We start from the raw sequence: 17,554 nt of genomic DNA on the forward strand, positions 1-17,554 counted from the left end.
AAAAATAGAAGAAGAGATGCTGCGAAGTTTTTCGCGGTCTCTTTTTGTCGTTAGAAAAAGGAGAAAGTTATGCAATTATTGCACCAAACGATCAGTAAACTGAAAGGATTTAAAGAGTGGTTTGATACTCTTAATCTGCACGAGAGTCAATTGGTTCTAGGACTCAGTGGTTCTGTAAAACACTGGGCCGAGTCGTGCGCATTTGAAAAATTAGATAAGCAATTAGTGATTGTAACGCCAACGCTCTTACAAGCAACGCAGACTTATGAGGAATTATCAGAGTGGTATGATGAGGATATTGTTCATCTCTTTCCAGTAGAGGAGTCACTTGCCGCAGATTTTTCAGTGGTGTCGCCAGATGTGGTGAGCCAACGCATTCGCACGCTCGATTTCTTAAGTCGTGGTCAAAAGGGTATCGTCATTGTGCCGCTGTCTGGTATTCAAAAGCTCTTAGTTCCAGTGGATGTCTGGAAAAAGAGTTCTATTGAACTTGCGATGGGGTCTGAAATCGAATCGATGGATGCCTTTGTAGAACAGTTAGTGGAATTAGGTTATCGTCGTGAAAATATGGTCGCGACTCCTGGTGAATTTGCGCTCCGTGGAAGTATCGTCGATATTTATCCTCTCGACCAAGAGTACCCACTACGTCTTGATTTCTTTGATACAGAAGTGGATTCGATTCGCGCATTTAATGCGGAGACGCAACGTTCGATGGATGTGATTCAAGAAGTGCGAATCTTACCCGCCACAGACTTACCACTCCAAAAGGAAGCCGTCTGGAAGGCGCAAGCGAAAATTCACGCGCTCTATGAAAAGGACGTGAAGGCTTCCCAAACCCCAGAACGCAGGGATCAAGTGACTAATATTCAACAAGCCATCGATGCACAATTAGAAAATGGAGAAATTCCTTCAAACTTAACGTACTTTTTAGAATGTATTTATCCAGAAAAGACAAGTTTATTAGATTATGTTTCTAAAGATGCGTACCTCATTATTGATGACTATGCTCGTTTTATCGAGAAGAGTAAGTCGTTAGAAGAAGAGGCCGGCTATTGGAAGACGCACCATATCGAAACAGGTGCGATTGCGTCTGGATTGTCTCTTGTTCAAGATGGACGAAAAGTATTAAAGGAGAGTCCTCTTAAGAGAACGTATTTAGCCATTTTCCAAAAAGGGCTCGGACGACTAGCACTCGATGCGATTCATCCGATTACGACACGTACCATGACACAGTTCTTCTCGCAAATGCCGATGGTGAAAGTTGAGGCAGACCGCTGGAAGAAGCAAGGTGCGACAGTCATCGTTTTAGTTGATGATGCCAAACGTGCACAAAAAGTAGAACAAACCTTTGCGGATTTTGAAATCAAGAGTGTGATTTCAAACGGGACTGTACTGGAAGGGCAACTTCAAATCATGGTCGGCAAGATGCACAATGGGTTTGAACTACCAGAAGATAAATTTGCTATTTTAACGGAACGCGAATTGTTTAATAAACTCACAAAACGCGCACCGCGAAATCAAAAAATATCGAATGCGGAACGTTTGAAGAGCTATACCGAATTAGCGGTTGGGGACTATGTGGTTCACGTGAATCACGGGGTCGGTGTGTATCAGGGGATGGAGACGCTCGAAATCGGCGGCATCCATCAAGATTACATGTCGATTCACTATCAAGATGGCGGGAATTTATTCGTTCCAGTTTCTCAAATTAAGCTCGTTCAAAAATATGTGTCGTCTGATGCCAAAGTACCAAAACTCAATAAATTAGGCGGTACGGAATGGGCGAAGACAAAACGTAAAGTAACGGCTAAGATTGAGGATATCGCCGATGAACTCATCGAATTATATGCCAAACGTGACGCAGAAAAAGGGTATGCGTTTAGCCGCGATACAGTCGAGCAACAAGAATTCGAACAAGCCTTCCCATACACGGAGACGCAAGACCAATTGCGCAGTGTGGCAGAAATTAAGGAAGACATGCAAAAGGACAAACCGATGGACCGTCTGCTTGTCGGGGACGTTGGATACGGGAAAACGGAAGTAGCCATGCGTGCGGTCTTCAAGTCGGTCATGGATGGAAAACAAGCGGCTGTCTTAGTACCAACCACAATTCTTGCCGAGCAGCATTACGAAAATTTTGTTCAAAGATTTTCTGACTATCCGTTTAAGATTGGTTTACTGAGTCGATTCCGTAGTAAAAAAGAACAAGAAGAAACGATTGAAAAGCTTCGCAAGGGAGCAGTCGATATCGTGATTGGAACTCATCGTCTTCTTTCAAAAGACGTGCAGTTTCTCGACTTAGGACTTCTCATTGTTGACGAAGAACAACGCTTTGGAGTGAAGCATAAGGAACGTTTGAAACAATTAAAATCGCAAGTGGACGTATTGACGCTAACAGCAACGCCAATTCCACGCACACTCCATATGTCTATGCTTGGGGTGCGTGATTTATCCGTCATCGAAACGCCACCAGCAAACCGATATCCAGTCCAAACTTTTGTGATGGAACAAAACCCAATGACGATTCGAGACGGAATCGAACGCGAGATGGCTCGTGGCGGACAAGTCTTCTATTTATACAATCGTGTCGAAACGATTGAGAAGAAGGCGGACGAACTTAGAGCGCTCGTCCCAGGATGTCGTGTTGGTGTGATTCATGGTCAAATGAGTGAGACGACGCTAGAAAATATTCTCTTCCAATTTATTGAAGGAGAATACGATGTGTTAGTGACGACCACGATTATTGAAACCGGGGTCGATATTCCAAACGTAAACACGCTCTTTATTGAAAATGCAGACTATATGGGACTTTCGCAGTTGTATCAATTACGCGGGCGTGTCGGTCGTACAAATCGTATTGCCTATGCATACCTTATGTATCAACCAGATAAAGTCTTAACCGAAGTTAGCGAGAAGCGTCTTCAAGCAATGCGTGACTTTACAGAACTTGGCTCTGGGTTCAAGATTGCCATGCGTGACTTATCGATTCGTGGGGCAGGGAATTTACTTGGGAAACAACAACATGGATTTATCGATTCGGTCGGATTCGACTTATATTCTCAATTATTAAGCGAAGCCGTGTTGAAGAAACAAGGAAAAGAAGTGAAGTCTGACGAAGAAACCGTCGAAATCGACTTACAGATTGATGCGTATATTCCGTCTAGCTACATTCAAGACGAACGTCAAAAAATCGAGATGTATAAACGCATTCGCTCGATTGATAGCGTGGAAGCTTATGAAGAATTGCTCGATGACTTTATCGACCGCTTCGGGGACTTCCCAGATGAAGTGAGCGCATTAGCAGAAGTTGGATTGATTAAGCATTACGCCAACGAGATTGATGTCGTATCGATTAAACGTAAAGATAATTCGGTGACGATTACGATTGCACCTCCAAGTGCGACTCACCTGCAAGGAGTGCCAGTCTTTGAAGCGCTTGGTCCAGTGAAATTACCAGCACAAGTGGCCAATAAGGGCGAAAGTCTTCAGATTTTATTAAATATCACGCAAAAGCCTGTTGACTTATGGCTTGAGCAAGTTAAACTGTTTGTAAAAACATGCGGGGAAATTCTAGCCCGCGATGAGGAAAAACATGAAGAAGATAAATAGTAAAGGGATGATGCAAGGGGCGATTGCGCTCTCGATTGCCGCGTTTATTGCTAAGATTTTGAGCGCGGTTTACCGAGTTCCTTTCCAAAATATGGTGGGAAACACCGGGTTCTATGTATACCAGCAGGTGTATCCTATTTATGGAATCGGTATGACCTTTGCATTAACAGGATTCCCGGTATTCGTGTCCAATGTAGTCGCTGAATACTTAGAGTCGACACATTTAAAGAAATTATTGAAGCAGCTATTCGTGATTGCTAGCCTCATTGGAGTGGGGATTTTTGCCTTCCTCCATTTGGGGGCTGGAATGATTGCTCATTGGATGGGGGATGTTGAGCTCTTACCAGTCGTTCAAAGCGTCTCCTGGATGTTTCTAATGATGCCGTTTTTGGTGATCACAAGAGGGTATTTCCAAGGGAGCTTTCGGATGATGCCGACCGCAATCTCGCAAGTGGTGGAACAGGTTGTTCGTGTCGCTGTAATTCTGTTCGTGGCGAGTCTATTCGGTAGCACTATTTCAGACTATTACACGATGGGGACATGGGCGATGTCGAGTGCGACGATTGCGGCAGTCTTTGCGATTCTTGTGATGCTGTATTATGCATATCTAGAAACGAAAGATCCGCTCGACGGTTTGACGATTTCACCTGTAGAAATGGAAGTTCCAACTTTTGGGCATCTCTTTAAACGCTTTGCCTTTGAAGGGGGAACTATCTGCCTACTGAGTTCGATTTTAGTCTTGTTCCAATTGGTGGATTCGTTTTCTGTGTATAATGTGTTAACAGACCAAGGGATACTTCCAGAAGTGGCAAAAGACCTCAAGGGAATTTACGACCGTGGGCAACCGCTTGTTCAATTAGGAATGGTCGTTGGTGTCGGATTTTCATCGAGCTATATGCCGATGTTATCGCGTGCCTTCAAGAAAGGCCACGACTTAGAGTTTAAGAGATTATCCGCGTCTCTTCTTCGAATGACGATGACATTCTCACTCGTTGCGACGATGGGGATGATGGCCATCTTGCCGTGGTTAAATACTGCACTCTTTGGAGATGCGAATGGACAGGCAGTACTGCTTGTTTATATCACAAGTATTTTCTTTGCGTCAGTCATTATGTCGCTGCACGGCATTTTCCAAAGTCTGCATCAATATCCAAAAACGCTCCTGGCACTGACAGCAGGGCTTGTAGTGAAAGCTAGTACGAATTACTTATTTGTTGCTATGTTTGGAACTCTTGGTGCGAGTCTAGCTACAGCGCTTGGATTATGTGTCATGATGGGCGTGATGATGGCTTTTGCAAAAGACATTTTTATAAGTGTGTTGCATGAAGGGAATTTCATACAGCTTCTTGCGGGAATTGCGATGGGAATGACCGTTATCGTGTCGATATTATCCTACGGTACGTGGCACTTTGCAGGACTTCAAGATTCTAGAACGATGGCTTTTGTATTTTCATTGTTGTATGCCTTCATCGGGGTAGCACTCTTCTTAGCTGGAACGATGAAATGGAATTTATTTACAAAACGCGAATGGGTTCTAATCCCTAAAGGAAAATCCTTGCTTAGAAAATTTAGTAGAAAAGAGGAAAATGATGAGACTCGATAAGTTTTTAAAAGTATCCCGATTAATTAAACGTCGTACAGTGGCTAAAGAAGTGGCTGACAAGGGACGTGTGTTTATTAATGATAAAGTGGCGAAATCTTCAACGGACGTAAAAGTTGGTGATAAAATCGCAATTCAATTCGGGAACAAACATGTCTTAGTTCAAGTGGAAGCGTTGATGGATTCAACAAGAAAAGAAGACGCTAAAGAAATGTTTACGATTTTAGAAGAAAAGTTCATTAAAGAAGAAAACACAGATTTATAAAATGAATCTAAAACTAGGTTCTCTCGTTTGAGGGAGCCTAGTTTTTTGTTCGAAAAATGTATGCGTTTTCTGTTGACTTCCGTTGCAGAAAGGGGTATGATAAATAGTACTTTTTAAAAAGAGTAAAGGAGGAATAACCGTGGATTTACATGCCATTAATATATTGCAACCATTCAATGGTTGGATGGAATTACGTCATTTTTTGGCTATTTTTATTTCGTGCGCATGTGGATTGGCGATTGGTTATGAGCGTACCTCCAGAAATAAACAAGCAGGCGTAAAAACGCACATGATTGTAGCGTTGACTTCGTGTTTAATGATGATTATTTCTAAAGAAGCTTTTTTGGATACACCACACTTTGATACGGCACGTGTAGCTGCGCAAGTGGTCAGCGGAATCAGCTTTATTGGCGGGGGAATTATCTTCATGCGTGACAAACGTGTGAGCGGACTGACTACTGCCTCAGGAATTTGGGCAACTGCAGGGATTGGATTAGCAATCGGTGGAGGATTTTGGTTCTTTGGAGCTGTATGTTCAGCAGTTATCGTCATCGTACAAAAACTTGCTTATGAACCTTTATTACAAAGAAAAAGCCGTCAAGTAAATATTTATTGTGAGATTCCAAACCCAACGATTGTACAGTCTATTTATAATTACTGTCATTTTGGGGATTATCAATCTATCCAAGTCGAAGCTAGAGAATTAGACGACGAAAAATATGAGCTGGTAATTCGTATCCAAAATGATGAAGAGATTGTCATTGAAAACTTAAAAAATTACATTCGTGAAACGGAAAATCAAGTCGTAATTAAGCGTGTTAAATTACGGACTGAAGATGTAAATTAAATTTTTTGATACCGCAGAGAGCTTCTCCGCGGTATTTATTTTTAAAGAAATCGTTTTAAAAAATTTTAGAAGGAAAGGCCATCCTTAAAAAATAGGGAGAATCATAAAAAAATAAAAAAATTCTTAGTGTAATCATAGACGATAAGGCTCATTCTTGTTATACTCATTGTGTATAAGTTAAAAAGGAGACAATTAAGGTGAAGCAACAAAATCAATCGACAAATTCGAATACCGTTTCTATCAACCAAAAAAGACAACAAAAAACTTCTTCGCCAGTTTGGAAAAGCCATTCACTAGTGACCAAGCTGATTGTGATTGCATTAATTGCCATATCCGGAGTGATGATTGTCGGAATTGGGAATCAATTACAACAAGCGAATCAGTTAGATCAAAAGATTGAAAAGGCAAAAGCTGAAAAAGAATTCGCTGAAAAACAAAAAGAATCTTTAACACAGCAAGTTGAACTTCTTCAAAGCGATGAATACATTGCGAAGTTAGCGCGTAGTGAATACTATTTAAGCAAAAATGGAGAAATTATTTTTAGTACGCCTAATGACACTGCTGAAAACAAAGCGCAACAAGTCAAAGAAGAAGTGGAACAAGGGGAAACTGTTGTTAAAGTAACCACACAAAACCGATAAGGCAATGAACCCTTTTTATACGTGAGCGTGTATAAAAAGGATAAAAATGAAGGAGGAACGCTTTTTATATGTCAATCGAAGTAGGAAACGTAATCCCAGGTAAAGTTACTGGAATTACAAATTTTGGAGTTTTTGTCGATTTAGGAGATCGTAAAACAGGTCTTGTTCACATCAGTGAGGTTTCAGATTCGTTTATCCAAGATATCAAAGAAGTTTTGAAGGTTGGAGACGAAGTTAAAGTGAAAGTCATGACAATTGCTGACGATGGCAAAATTAGTTTATCGATTCGTCGTGCCGTTGATAAACCAAAGGAAGATACTGAAGACAAATCTAAAAACAAAAAAACTTTCACACCACGTAATCAAGATTCACAAGATTTCAAGAAAAATCGCTTTGCTGGGAAATCAGCTTCTCCATATGAAAAGAAATCTCCTTCGCAATCAAAAGCAACTGATTTTGATTCATTAATGAGTTCCTTCTTGAAAGACTCTGAAGATCGTTTAACTTCATTGAAACGTAACACTGAAGGGAAACGTGGAGGCCGTGGCGGTCGCCGTTCATAATGACTATTCTAATCTCTTCTAGTGTATGCTAGGGGAGATTTTTTTGACAGAAAGGAGAGACCTATGCAACATCAACTAGCTAGCTTTTTTAGAAAAAGAGTACCTGAGTATACTCATCAAAAATATGTTCTCGCTGTATCTGGTGGAGTCGATTCGATGGTCTTATTGAATGCTATGGCTCTCTTGTTTGAAGACGATGCGAAAAACCATATTGTAGTTGCGCATGTCAATTATGGACTTCGAGCACAATCGATGGATGAAGAACAATTAGTCCGTCGCTTTTGTAAATCGCGTCAAATTCCATTTGAAATAAAAAATTGGAAGGAAACGAAGGAAGAAAAAGCTTCAGAAAGTGTCTTAAGAAATTTTCGTTATGAATTTTTTGAGGAAGTATTAAAGAAACATCAAGCCCATTATTTAGTATTAGCACATCACCAAGATGATCAACTCGAAACCATTTTAATGAAGTGGTCTAGAGGCAGTACATTGGAAGGATTGTCTGGGATGAAGGAAATTCGTCAGGTGAAAGGGATGACGATTTTACGCCCATTCCTATCACTGGATAAAAAAGAGCTATACAAAGAAGCCGAAACACATCAAGTTCCTTATTTAGAGGACAAATCGAATGAATCGGACAATTATACAAGAAATAGATATCGTCATCATGTGGTTCCTTTCCTAAAGGAGGAAAATCCAAATGCCGGAAGTCACTTCCAAAAGAGTGCACAGATGATTGCGGATGCCGTGGCCTGCTTAATGCCAATTTTAGAGGAAAAACAGGAGCTGTTATTCCAAAAAGGAAAGAAAAAAGTTGCATTCCACCGCGAAGCATTCCTGAAAGAACCTGTAGAGATGCAACGATTACTCTTACAACAAGTACTCATACAAATGGATACAACGATTTCAGTTGCCCAGATGGAACAAATCTTAGAAAAAATAGGTTCGAATAAAGCGCAGCTCACTCTAGATTTGTCAAATGGATGGAAGTTTAAGAAGCGTTATGAAGAATGTTCATTTGAAAAAGGAAGAGCGAGAGTTGTTCCGAATATTGAGTACATACTCTCCAAGCCAGAGGATACATTAATTCGACCAAATGAAGATGAGCAAATTTTGCTCACAACAGGAAAGACGTCTTCAGAATTTGCTTTTCCAGTGAATAGAGAGGATTTTCCACTAACCATTCGGCATGCAAAAGCCGGAGATAAAATTGCACTGAATGCGGAAGGAACGAAACATCAAAAAATTTCCAGATGGTTTATCAATTCAAAGATTCCACTTGAAGAACGAAAACAAATTTGGGTTGTGGAGGATGCAGGAAAAAAAATTCGTGCAATTTTAGGTTATCGCTATGCTCATCCGTTGTCCTTTGAGGAGGAAACTGGTAAAATGATTCTATCTTACGAAAACAAAACGAGGTGCACACATGTTAAAAAATGATATGTCAGAAATTTTAGTATCAGAAGAACAATTACAAGAAACAATCAAGAAATTAGGTGCTACTTTAGCGGAAGATTACCGTGGGAAAGATCCGTTAGTCATTTGTATTCTTAAGGGTGCTATTTTCTTTATGGCAGATTTAGTTCGTGCGATGGACTGTAACTTAGAAATTGATTTCATGGATGTATCTAGTTATGGAAATGAATTTGAGTCAAGTGGTGAGGTTCGTATTTTAAAAGACTTAGGTCAAAGCGTTAAAGATCGCCATGTGATTATCGTAGAAGATATTATCGATACTGGACGTACTTTAAAACACGTAGTTGAATTATTAAAACACCGTCAAGCGGCAAGTGTAAAAGTAGTAACTTTATTAGACAAACCAGAACGTCGTGAAGAAGCCATTGAAGCAGATTATGTTGGAATTGAAGTTCCAAATAAATTTGTTGTAGGTTATGGATTGGACTTCAAACAATTTTATCGTAATCTCCCTTGTATCGGCGTATTGAAACCAGAATTTTACGAAAATTAAGAATGAGTTAAACTATTCGTCAATAAAAGTCAAATATGTTATGATGGAGCGGTAGTTAAGAATACTATCGTTCTTCTTTTTTAAGAAGATGAGGAGGTCCAATGAATACAAATAATAACCGATCAATTTTTAGATCAAGTTTACTATATATACTTATTTTCGGTGCGATTGTCATTTTTGTAGGAATGTTCAATGGCAATTCGAAAGGCTCTGTAGCAGATATTTCTTATACAGAATTTATGCAAAGTTTGAAAAAAGGCGAAATTAAAGAATTAAAAATGCAATATTCAAACTCTGTTTATACGATTACTGGGGAATATACAGATCCTAAGGAACAAACTACAGAGGAAGCTAAAAATCAAAATGGATTATCGATTTTTGATAATCGCTCTACAAAGAGTACACAATTCAAAACAACAGTATTGCCAAATGACTCTACTGTAAAAGAAATTAATGAAGCCGCTCAAGCAAAAAATACAAAAGTTGAATCTTTACCAGAAAGTTCTACAGGAGTATGGATTGCGGCTCTTATCCAAGTGGTTATTCCACTGGGGATTTTAGGATTCTTGCTTTATAGCATGTTTATGAGCCAAGGTGGCCAAGGCGGACGTAACAATCCGATGAACTTTGGTAAGAGCCGTGCAACCAATCAGAAGAAACAAAACGTAAAAGTGCGCTTCTCTGATGTAGCCGGTGCCGAAGAAGAAAAACAAGAGCTTGTAGAAGTGGTTGAATTTTTAAAAGACCCACGTAAATTTACAGCGCTTGGTGCTCGTATTCCTGCCGGGGTACTTCTTGAGGGTCCTCCAGGGACAGGGAAAACCCTTCTTGCAAAAGCCGTTGCCGGTGAAGCAAACGTACCTTTCTTCTCGATTTCAGGTTCTGAATTCGTAGAAATGTTCGTAGGGGTTGGGGCAAGCCGTGTGCGTGATTTATTCGAAAACGCGAAGAAAAATGCTCCAGCAATTATCTTTATCGATGAAATCGATGCTGTTGGTCGTCAACGTGGTGCCGGAATGGGTGGCGGACACGACGAACGTGAACAAACATTAAACCAATTACTAGTTGAAATGGACGGGTTCGAAGGAACAGAGGGAATCATCGTGATTGCCGCAACAAACCGTTCAGACGTATTAGATCCAGCCTTACTTCGTCCAGGACGTTTTGACCGTCAAATCTTAGTAGGTCGTCCAGATGTGAAAGGCCGTGAAGCGATTCTAAAAGTACACGCACGCAATAAGAAACTTGCAAAAGACGTGGACTTAAAAGTGATTGCGCAACAAACTCCAGGATTCTCTGGTGCTGAACTTGAAAACTTATTAAACGAAGCAGCTTTAGTAGCCGCTCGTCGTGATAAAACTGCCATTGACGCATTAGACGTGGATGAAGCACATGACCGTGTAATTGCAGGTCCAGCGAAGAAAGACCGTGCTATCAGCAAGAAAGAACGCGAAATGGTGGCTTACCATGAAGCAGGACATACTATCGTGGGCATGGTCTTAAGCGATGCTCGTGTGGTTCATAAAGTAACGATTGTCCCTCGTGGACGCGCTGGCGGGTATGCGATTATGCTTCCAAAAGAAGATCGTTTCTTAATGACAAAAGAAGAATTATTCGAACAAGTAGTTGGACTTCTTGGTGGTCGTGCTGCTGAAGAATTTATCTTTGGCGTGAAGACTACTGGAGCAAGTAACGACTTTGAACAAGCAACAGCTATCGTTCGTAGCATGATTACAGAGTACGGAATGGTGGACGAATTAGGAACGGTTCAATACGAAGGAAATCATCAAGTATTTATCGGACGTGACTATGGTCAAACAAAAGCTTATTCAGATCAAGTGGCGTTTGAAATCGACAATGCAGTACGTCGTATTATGAAAGAAGCGCATGAAAAAGCTCTTCAAATTCTTGAAGAACATAAAGAACAATTAGAATTAATTGCTCAAAAACTTCTAGAATTAGAAACATTAGATGAACGTACTATCAAATCACTTTTTGAAACAGGTGAAATGCCAGCTACAATCGTGGAAGATGAATATCCAAGCGAATCAGAAGCGGCAAGTTTTGAAGAAACAAAAAAAGCCTTAGCAAAACGTGATGCTGAACAAGCAGAAGGTAAAGAAGATCCAAAAGAGGACGAGGAAGTGGAAGTTGCAGATGTAACTGAAGCTCCAAGCGAACTTGAGGGTGAAAACCAAGACGAATAATAGAAAGAAAAAGAGAGCTGAGGCTGTTGTCACAGCTCTTTTCTTTTAAAAGGAGAAACAAATGGCAGATTCATTATTAAAAGTATTAGCATTCAATGATGAGGTTAAAGCCGTTGCTATGGTAGCAACAGATGCAATTGCAGAGGCCCAACGCAGACACGACACTTGGAGTTCTGCAACGGCAGCGCTTGGACGTACGATCATCGGAACGCAATTATTAGCAAGCAGTTTAAAAGGGGATGAACGCATCGCGGTTCAAGTGAATGGTGATGGCCCTGGCGGAAAAATCATGGCCGATGCGAATGGCCGCGGGGAAATGCGTGGTTATATCACGAATCCTCATGTCAGTCTTGAGTTAAACGACAAAGGAAAATTAGATGTCCGTGGGGTCGTTGGAACAAATGGAACCATTACCGTTATCAAAGACTTAAACATGAGAGAACCGTTTTCTGGTCAAGTGCCCATTGTGGACGGGGAACTCGGAATGGACTTTACGTATTACTTAGCAGTTTCAGAACAAATTAATGGAGCTGTTGGGGTATCCGTTCTTGTCAATCCAGATGAAACGGTTCGTGCAGCAGGTGGCTTTATGATTCAATTATTGCCAGGAGCTAGCGAAGCGACGATTTCAGAAATCGAACGTCGTATTAACGAAATTCCAATGGTCTCAAAATTGATTGACCAACAAGAACAACCGCGCGATATTTTAAATCGATTGTTAGGTTCGGAAAACATTCGTGAATTAGAAGAAATGCCTGTGAAGTTCCATTGCGGCTGTACACGTGAACGTTTCAGTGCAGGATTGATGTCGATTGGAGTAGATGACTTACAACATCTCATTGACGAAGATCACGGTGCAGAAGTGGTGTGTCATTTCTGTGGCGAAAAATATCATTTCGAAGAAGCTGAACTACAAAGCTTAATTGATGAGATTAAATCTCAACGCGAGAAATAAGGATTAAAGCTTTAAACACTGCTTGGGTGTTTAGAGCTTTTTTATTTATCTGGTTGTATGATTGCTTGATTTTTCTGCTGATTTAAAATGCAACTGAAGGTGCAACCACTAGTTGACAAAAAGGTTAGGAGACTGTATTTTCAAGTTGAGATAAAATTGTTAGGATTAGAATAGAATAAAGGAGGATGAAATGATGAAACTCGCTGAAAAAATATACAACCTTAGAAAAGAAAAAGGATGGTCACAAGAAACGCTAGCGGAACAAATTAAAGTTTCCCGTCAAAGCATTTCTAAATGGGAATCCGGTCAAGCTCTTCCAGAAATCGAGAAGATTATTGAGTTAAGTACTATCTTTCAAGTAACGACAGATTACCTGCTCTTAGATGAAAATACGACTAAAAGTCAAAAAATCGAACTGACTGAAGATGAAAAAGACAGATATTATAAAGAAGTGAAGTCTTTTGGTCGATGGCAGGTTATTCATATTTTTATAGTCGCGTTGGCAATCTATCTTATTTTTGCTGGCTCGAGCTTCCCAGCTGAATTTACCACATGGATTTGGTTAACCTTCATTCTTTTAATCGCTTCTGCATTTGCAATCAGCAAAGCTTTAACGATAAAAAAACAGTACTTAGATAAAGTGATTGGGAATGAGGAAAATTCTAAACAAAACAACTCTACAACTGAATAGAACGATTTGAAGGCTGCATCTCGGGGGGGTATCTTAGAGGGCAGCCTCTTTCATTATAGCGATAGAGTATATTATCAGATGTTTTTTACCTTCTTTTGATTTATAATGGGCTGGACAGTTTATTTTTGAATCATTTGTTTCCTATCCATATAAATAATTAACATTCATTCTGCATAGGAACAAGCATAAGGAAGTGGAGTTAGTAGTGCATAAAGGATATGTGAGAAGAACGCTCTCTCTATGGGGGACAGCTCTTGTCTTAGCAATGATAGGAATTTTCTTTCTGTTTGGAACCATTAAAGGATACATGGGAGGAGAGGCGCTCTATAAGGCGGGGGAGATTTATCATTTGAATCATGCGGGAACGTCCGTTGCGATTCGTGTGTTGGATATAGACTTAGAGGCCGTCACTTACGATGGAAACGAATATTATTTAGTAAAGCATGAAAAAGGGGTTACACCTCTTCAAGCACAGGCCAATGACATTCAGCAACTATTGGATTTGAAAAAAGAGAATTTGAAGGGATGGGAGCCTTTAAGAGATAAGAATATTTATTTAAATGTTCGTGTAACACCAGCAGTGACGAAAGGTCGTAGAGGGAGTACTACCGTCCATATACCGGCAGCATTGATAAAAGCAATTATGACCCAATATCAGAAAGGAACGCTAGGAAACACATTAGAACTAGATTTCCTTCATTATTTAACACTGACATCTTTTACAAATCGTTTAGTGGAGACGGCGGTTACGCTTTTTGTCATTTTAATAGCGTTGGCATACTTTTACGGTGCATATAAACGAGTACGGTCTTTGAAGGAACATTACGAGATGTTCGATAAAGAGTTTCCGAGATACGCACTAAATATGAAGGCTTTACCAATGGATGCAGATTTTCACGATCCTATCCTAAAAGTACTGGTGAAGGATCACAAATTAGTTTGCTATAATAACGATTTTAGAGTGATTAAGCTACGGGAAGTACGAAATGTTGAAGTTCGTCGCCAATTGGCAAAAAGCAGTGTTGCCTATGCCATCGATTTTGGATTTAGCGGGAATAAGAAAGTAACCATTCAATTGAAGAATCGTCTAGAAGATGTTCGCCAATTAGTGGAATATTTGAATGAAAAAGAAAGAACCAAAATATCGATATCGTTTTAATAGAAGTGGATATGCGGTTCAAAGAAGATAAGTTAAAAATTTCAATAGAAAGTAAGAGGGGTCGGGATGCATAAAGGAATTTTAAGACGAACATGGGGAATGTGGATACTCACGGTCCTGTTAGGATTAATAGTGGCAATGGTGGGGATTGTAGTTTCGTTTGGCTTTATGAGTGGACGTGAATTATACGAACATGGAATCATTTATGAAATGGAAAAAGATTCATCGTCTAGTTCGATTAAAGTGTTAGATATTGACCCAAGTCCGCTAGAGATAGACGATGAAACATATTATTTAGTGAAACATAATTATGGAGTATCGTTCTTAAAAACAGATACTTCCGAAATCAAACAAATTCTAGAGTTTAAACAGGCGCTTCCGGATAAAACGAACGCGCTCGCCACATCAGACTTCTACTTGAATATACGTGTAGTTAATGAGAAAGAGAAAAAAGGGAGATCTAGCGTCAAAACAAATATTACGCAAGAAATGAAGGAAAAATTTGAAGAAAAATTCAAACTGAGCCCACTTTCTGTGCAGGCGACTCTCTATAAATTGGATAAAACTCATTATTTAACCATTACGAATAATGCAGATAGATTTTTCGACATCGTGATGTTAATAGTGGTCATCGTGTTTTTTGTTATTGTGTTGGTGTGGCAAATCGTTCGCGTTCGTCAAATAAAAAAACACTATGCTCGTTTTGATGAGCTGTTCCCTGACTATCAAGACGATATGAAACGTTTATTGGATGATGCGGAGTATCTTGATGATCAACTTGGGGTACTTGTCAAAGACGGAATTTTGGTTTCTTTTGGGACGGAGTTCAGGGTAGTAGACTTAGAAAAAGCAGTCAGTGCATCCGTTATTCGTCAAAAATCAAAATGGGGCGCGAAATATCAATTTTCGTTCTTCAAAGAAGGCCGTAAGCCAGTAGAAAAAGTTCCACTTGGTAATTTACAGGACAATGTCATTGATTTAGTCCATTATTTAAGAGAAATTTGCTCCTATAATGTTTATATTCAATTTTAAAAAAATAAAATTTTTTTATGGTACTCAAAACAGTCTACGATTTGTTCGTGGGCTGTTTTGTTGTGTAGAAACCTTTTGATACTGCGGGTTTAGATCTGGTATAGGAACATTAATTCGGTCACAAACAAGTTAAAAAGTTAACAAATGATAACCATAAAAAGAGTCGAATGTTCATTGTTTAGTGATATGATGAACATATCAAATCAAAGGACGTGATTTTATGGATTTCACAGGTAAAGTTGCCATTGTCACTGGTGGGGCAAATGGTATTGGTAAAGAAATCGTTCGCGGTATCGTAGAAGGTGGCGGTTTTGTAGTCATTGCAGATATTAATGAAGCTGCAGCAAACAAAACTGTTGAAGAATTCGGGCGAGAACACACAAGCTTCAAATACATGGATTTAGGAAATCATGAATCTATCGTAAAAAGCATGAATGAAATTTTAGCAGAACGCAAAGTCGATATTTTAGTGAACTGCGCTGGGGTGATTAGTGCAAAACCATTCGATCAATTAACATACGAAGAATGGGAAAGAACAATCCGTATCAATCTTTCAGGATGCTTCTCAACCATTAGCACCATTTTCCCTCACTTTATCGAAAACAAGGGTGGACGTATCGTAAACGTTTCTTCAGTTGCTGCGAAACTAGGTGGTGGACTTTTAGGGACTGCTGCTTATGCTTCTTCTAAAGCTGGTTTAAATGGGCTAACAAAAGCCGTTGCTAAAGAAGGCGGTAAATACAATATCGCATGTAACGCTGTATGCCCTTCATTCACTCGTACAGATATGACGACAGTATTATCAGAAGATAAAGAAAAGAGCCAAAAAGTAATCAGCATGATCCCTCTTGGACGTCGTGCAGAACCAGTTGAAATCGCTCAAATGATTCTCTTCTTCGCAAGCGATCTTGCAAGCTTTGTAACAGGGGAAATCGGTGACTGCGATGGCGGTATCACATTAGATGGCTGATTTTAGCTAGATTCTTATTCCAAATCAGAGAAGGACTGTGAACAGTATGAAAAAGATTAAAATTCCTGGGGATACTATCATTATTCCAATGTTTATTGGATGTGTGATAAATACGTTTTTCCCTCAAGTATTACAAATTGGTGGATTTACCACTCCAATCGTGAAAGGTGCTGGACCACTTGTTGGGGCATTCCTCTTCATTATCGGGGGGACCATTTCTCTTAAAAACACACCAAAAGCCGTTGGACGTGGGGCAGCAATTATTTTAGCGAAAATTGCGGTATCTGTAGTCTTAGGGTTATTGGTCGCGAAAGTATTCAATGACAACTTCCTCGGACTTAGCGCTGTTGCCGTTATTGGTGCCATTTCTGTAGCTAATAATGCCATGTATGCGGGGATTGTAGATGTATACGGGGACGAAATCGATGCTGGGGCCGTTGGGATTACAACATTAAGTGTTGGACCAATGGTAACAATGGCCGTATTAAGTAGTGCCGGCCTTGCAAACATCTCGATTTGGAACTTAGTCGGAACGGTATTACCACTTGTGTTAGGGATTGCGTTAGGAAATGCCTTCCCTTACATGAAAAAAGTACTCTCAAATGGGATTACGGCTATCATTATCGTCGTTGGTTTCTGTTTAGGGGCAAATATGAGCTTTGGTCAAATCCTTGAAGGAGGTCTACCTGGTATTTTACTAGGGGTGATTACTACACTCGTTGGGGGTATTGCCTCCATCGCCGCAGACCGCTTAACAGGTGGGAACGGGGTTGCCGGTGCTGCCATCTCAAGTACAGCAGCCAGCGCTATTGCTACACCAGCTGCACTTTCAGCAGTGGATGCAACGTTCAAAGGAATTGAAGCAACCGCAACGACTCAAATTACCGCTTCAGTAATCGTAACAGCGATTTTAACTCCAATCTTAACAGCGTATATCGCTAAAAAATTCGGAAACAAAAAAGAAGCTGAAGTACAAGAAGCTTAATCGTATTTAAAAAGTGAAACCACCTCGGATTTTGAAGTGCACCCTAAAAGTTAGACAGAAAATC

15 protein-coding genes are annotated in these 17,554 nt (G+C 40.0%); all 15 read left to right on the plus strand.

The annotated features are described in order from the left end of the window. The first annotated feature begins 69 nt into the window (after window positions 1–69). On the plus strand, window positions 70–3,609 hold the full coding sequence (mfd, locus tag HMPREF3103_RS00630; protein ID WP_070436817.1) for a transcription-repair coupling factor: 3,540 nt from the start codon (window positions 70–72) through the stop codon (window positions 3,607–3,609). Beyond that, the gene (locus HMPREF3103_RS00635) at window positions 3,593–5,212 is read left to right on the plus strand and encodes a putative polysaccharide biosynthesis protein (RefSeq protein WP_070436819.1); all 1,620 of its coding nucleotides are present in this window, start codon (window positions 3,593–3,595) and stop codon (window positions 5,210–5,212) included. Before mfd ends, HMPREF3103_RS00635 begins: the two co-directional genes overlap by 17 nt. Then, on the plus strand, window positions 5,199–5,474 hold the full coding sequence (locus tag HMPREF3103_RS00640) for an RNA-binding S4 domain-containing protein (RefSeq protein ID WP_049554842.1): 276 nt from the start codon (window positions 5,199–5,201) through the stop codon (window positions 5,472–5,474). Before HMPREF3103_RS00635 ends, HMPREF3103_RS00640 begins: the two co-directional genes overlap by 14 nt. A gap of 139 nt (window positions 5,475–5,613) precedes the next feature. After that, window positions 5,614–6,321, plus strand: coding sequence for an MgtC/SapB family protein (locus tag HMPREF3103_RS00645; RefSeq protein ID WP_083278677.1), 708 nt, complete (start codon window positions 5,614–5,616; stop codon window positions 6,319–6,321). A gap of 197 nt (window positions 6,322–6,518) precedes the next feature. Next, window positions 6,519–6,962 carry an FtsB family cell division protein gene (locus HMPREF3103_RS00650; protein ID WP_070436821.1) on the plus strand — a complete coding sequence of 148 codons (444 nt, stop codon included), beginning with the start codon at window positions 6,519–6,521 and terminating at the stop codon, window positions 6,960–6,962. A gap of 68 nt (window positions 6,963–7,030) precedes the next feature. Next, entirely contained in the window at window positions 7,031–7,525 is a 495-nt protein-coding gene (locus HMPREF3103_RS00655; RefSeq protein ID WP_070436823.1) for a S1 domain-containing RNA-binding protein, read from the plus strand. Between the two features lie 63 nt (window positions 7,526–7,588). Then, complete coding sequence (gene tilS, locus HMPREF3103_RS00660; RefSeq protein WP_070436826.1) at window positions 7,589–8,962, plus strand: tRNA lysidine(34) synthetase TilS; 1,374 nt, start codon at window positions 7,589–7,591, stop codon at window positions 8,960–8,962. After that, entirely contained in the window at window positions 8,949–9,491 is a 543-nt protein-coding gene (hpt, locus tag HMPREF3103_RS00665; RefSeq protein WP_005606114.1) for a hypoxanthine phosphoribosyltransferase, read from the plus strand. Before tilS ends, hpt begins: the two co-directional genes overlap by 14 nt. Before the next feature lie 101 nt (window positions 9,492–9,592). Continuing rightward, window positions 9,593–11,698: an ATP-dependent zinc metalloprotease FtsH gene (gene ftsH / locus HMPREF3103_RS00670; protein ID WP_070436827.1), complete on the plus strand. Its 2,106-nt coding sequence runs from the start codon at window positions 9,593–9,595 to the stop codon at window positions 11,696–11,698. A 61-nt stretch (window positions 11,699–11,759) separates the two neighbouring features. Next, window positions 11,760–12,653 carry an Hsp33 family molecular chaperone HslO gene (hslO, locus tag HMPREF3103_RS00675; RefSeq protein ID WP_070436828.1) on the plus strand — a complete coding sequence of 298 codons (894 nt, stop codon included), beginning with the start codon at window positions 11,760–11,762 and terminating at the stop codon, window positions 12,651–12,653. A gap of 190 nt (window positions 12,654–12,843) precedes the next feature. Next, window positions 12,844–13,344 carry a helix-turn-helix domain-containing protein gene (locus tag HMPREF3103_RS00680; RefSeq protein WP_083278678.1) on the plus strand — a complete coding sequence of 167 codons (501 nt, stop codon included), beginning with the start codon at window positions 12,844–12,846 and terminating at the stop codon, window positions 13,342–13,344. 205 nt (window positions 13,345–13,549) lie between these two features. Next, complete coding sequence (locus HMPREF3103_RS00685) at window positions 13,550–14,503, plus strand: hypothetical protein (protein ID WP_070436830.1); 954 nt, start codon at window positions 13,550–13,552, stop codon at window positions 14,501–14,503. Window positions 14,504–14,569: 66 nt separating this feature from the next. Beyond that, window positions 14,570–15,535, plus strand: a complete 966-nt coding sequence (locus HMPREF3103_RS00690) for a hypothetical protein (RefSeq protein WP_070436831.1) — start codon at window positions 14,570–14,572, stop codon at window positions 15,533–15,535. Between the two features lie 220 nt (window positions 15,536–15,755). Beyond that, window positions 15,756–16,505 (plus strand): SDR family NAD(P)-dependent oxidoreductase, encoded by a 750-nt coding sequence (locus HMPREF3103_RS00695; protein WP_070436832.1) that lies wholly within the window; start codon window positions 15,756–15,758, stop codon window positions 16,503–16,505. Window positions 16,506–16,551: 46 nt separating this feature from the next. Further along, window positions 16,552–17,490 carry a 2-keto-3-deoxygluconate permease gene (locus HMPREF3103_RS00700; protein ID WP_005606104.1) on the plus strand — a complete coding sequence of 313 codons (939 nt, stop codon included), beginning with the start codon at window positions 16,552–16,554 and terminating at the stop codon, window positions 17,488–17,490. Window positions 17,491–17,554: the final 64 nt, after the last annotated feature.

It is taken from the genome of Granulicatella sp. HMSC30F09, assembly GCF_001806915.1.
Taxonomy (GTDB): Bacteria; Bacillota; Bacilli; order Lactobacillales; family Aerococcaceae; genus Granulicatella; species Granulicatella adiacens.

Excerpts from the sequence above, each read along its gene's own strand:
- mfd (WP_070436817.1), top strand. The coding sequence starts at position 70 with ATGCAATTATTGCACCAAACGATCAGTAAACTGAAAGGATTTAAAGAG.
- HMPREF3103_RS00635 (WP_070436819.1), top strand. The coding sequence starts at position 3,593 with ATGAAGAAGATAAATAGTAAAGGGATGATGCAAGGGGCGATTGCGCTC.
- hslO (WP_070436828.1), top strand. The coding sequence starts at position 11,760 with ATGGCAGATTCATTATTAAAAGTATTAGCATTCAATGATGAGGTTAAA.
- HMPREF3103_RS00695 (WP_070436832.1), top strand. The coding sequence starts at position 15,756 with ATGGATTTCACAGGTAAAGTTGCCATTGTCACTGGTGGGGCAAATGGT.
- HMPREF3103_RS00690 (WP_070436831.1), top strand. The coding sequence starts at position 14,570 with ATGCATAAAGGAATTTTAAGACGAACATGGGGAATGTGGATACTCACG.
- HMPREF3103_RS00655 (WP_070436823.1), top strand. The coding sequence starts at position 7,031 with ATGTCAATCGAAGTAGGAAACGTAATCCCAGGTAAAGTTACTGGAATT.
- HMPREF3103_RS00640 (WP_049554842.1), top strand. The coding sequence starts at position 5,199 with ATGAGACTCGATAAGTTTTTAAAAGTATCCCGATTAATTAAACGTCGT.
- HMPREF3103_RS00680 (WP_083278678.1), top strand. The coding sequence starts at position 12,844 with ATGATGAAACTCGCTGAAAAAATATACAACCTTAGAAAAGAAAAAGGA.
- ftsH (WP_070436827.1), top strand. The coding sequence starts at position 9,593 with ATGAATACAAATAATAACCGATCAATTTTTAGATCAAGTTTACTATAT.
- HMPREF3103_RS00700 (WP_005606104.1), top strand. The coding sequence starts at position 16,552 with ATGAAAAAGATTAAAATTCCTGGGGATACTATCATTATTCCAATGTTT.
- hpt (WP_005606114.1), top strand. The coding sequence starts at position 8,949 with ATGTTAAAAAATGATATGTCAGAAATTTTAGTATCAGAAGAACAATTA.
- tilS (WP_070436826.1), top strand. The coding sequence starts at position 7,589 with ATGCAACATCAACTAGCTAGCTTTTTTAGAAAAAGAGTACCTGAGTAT.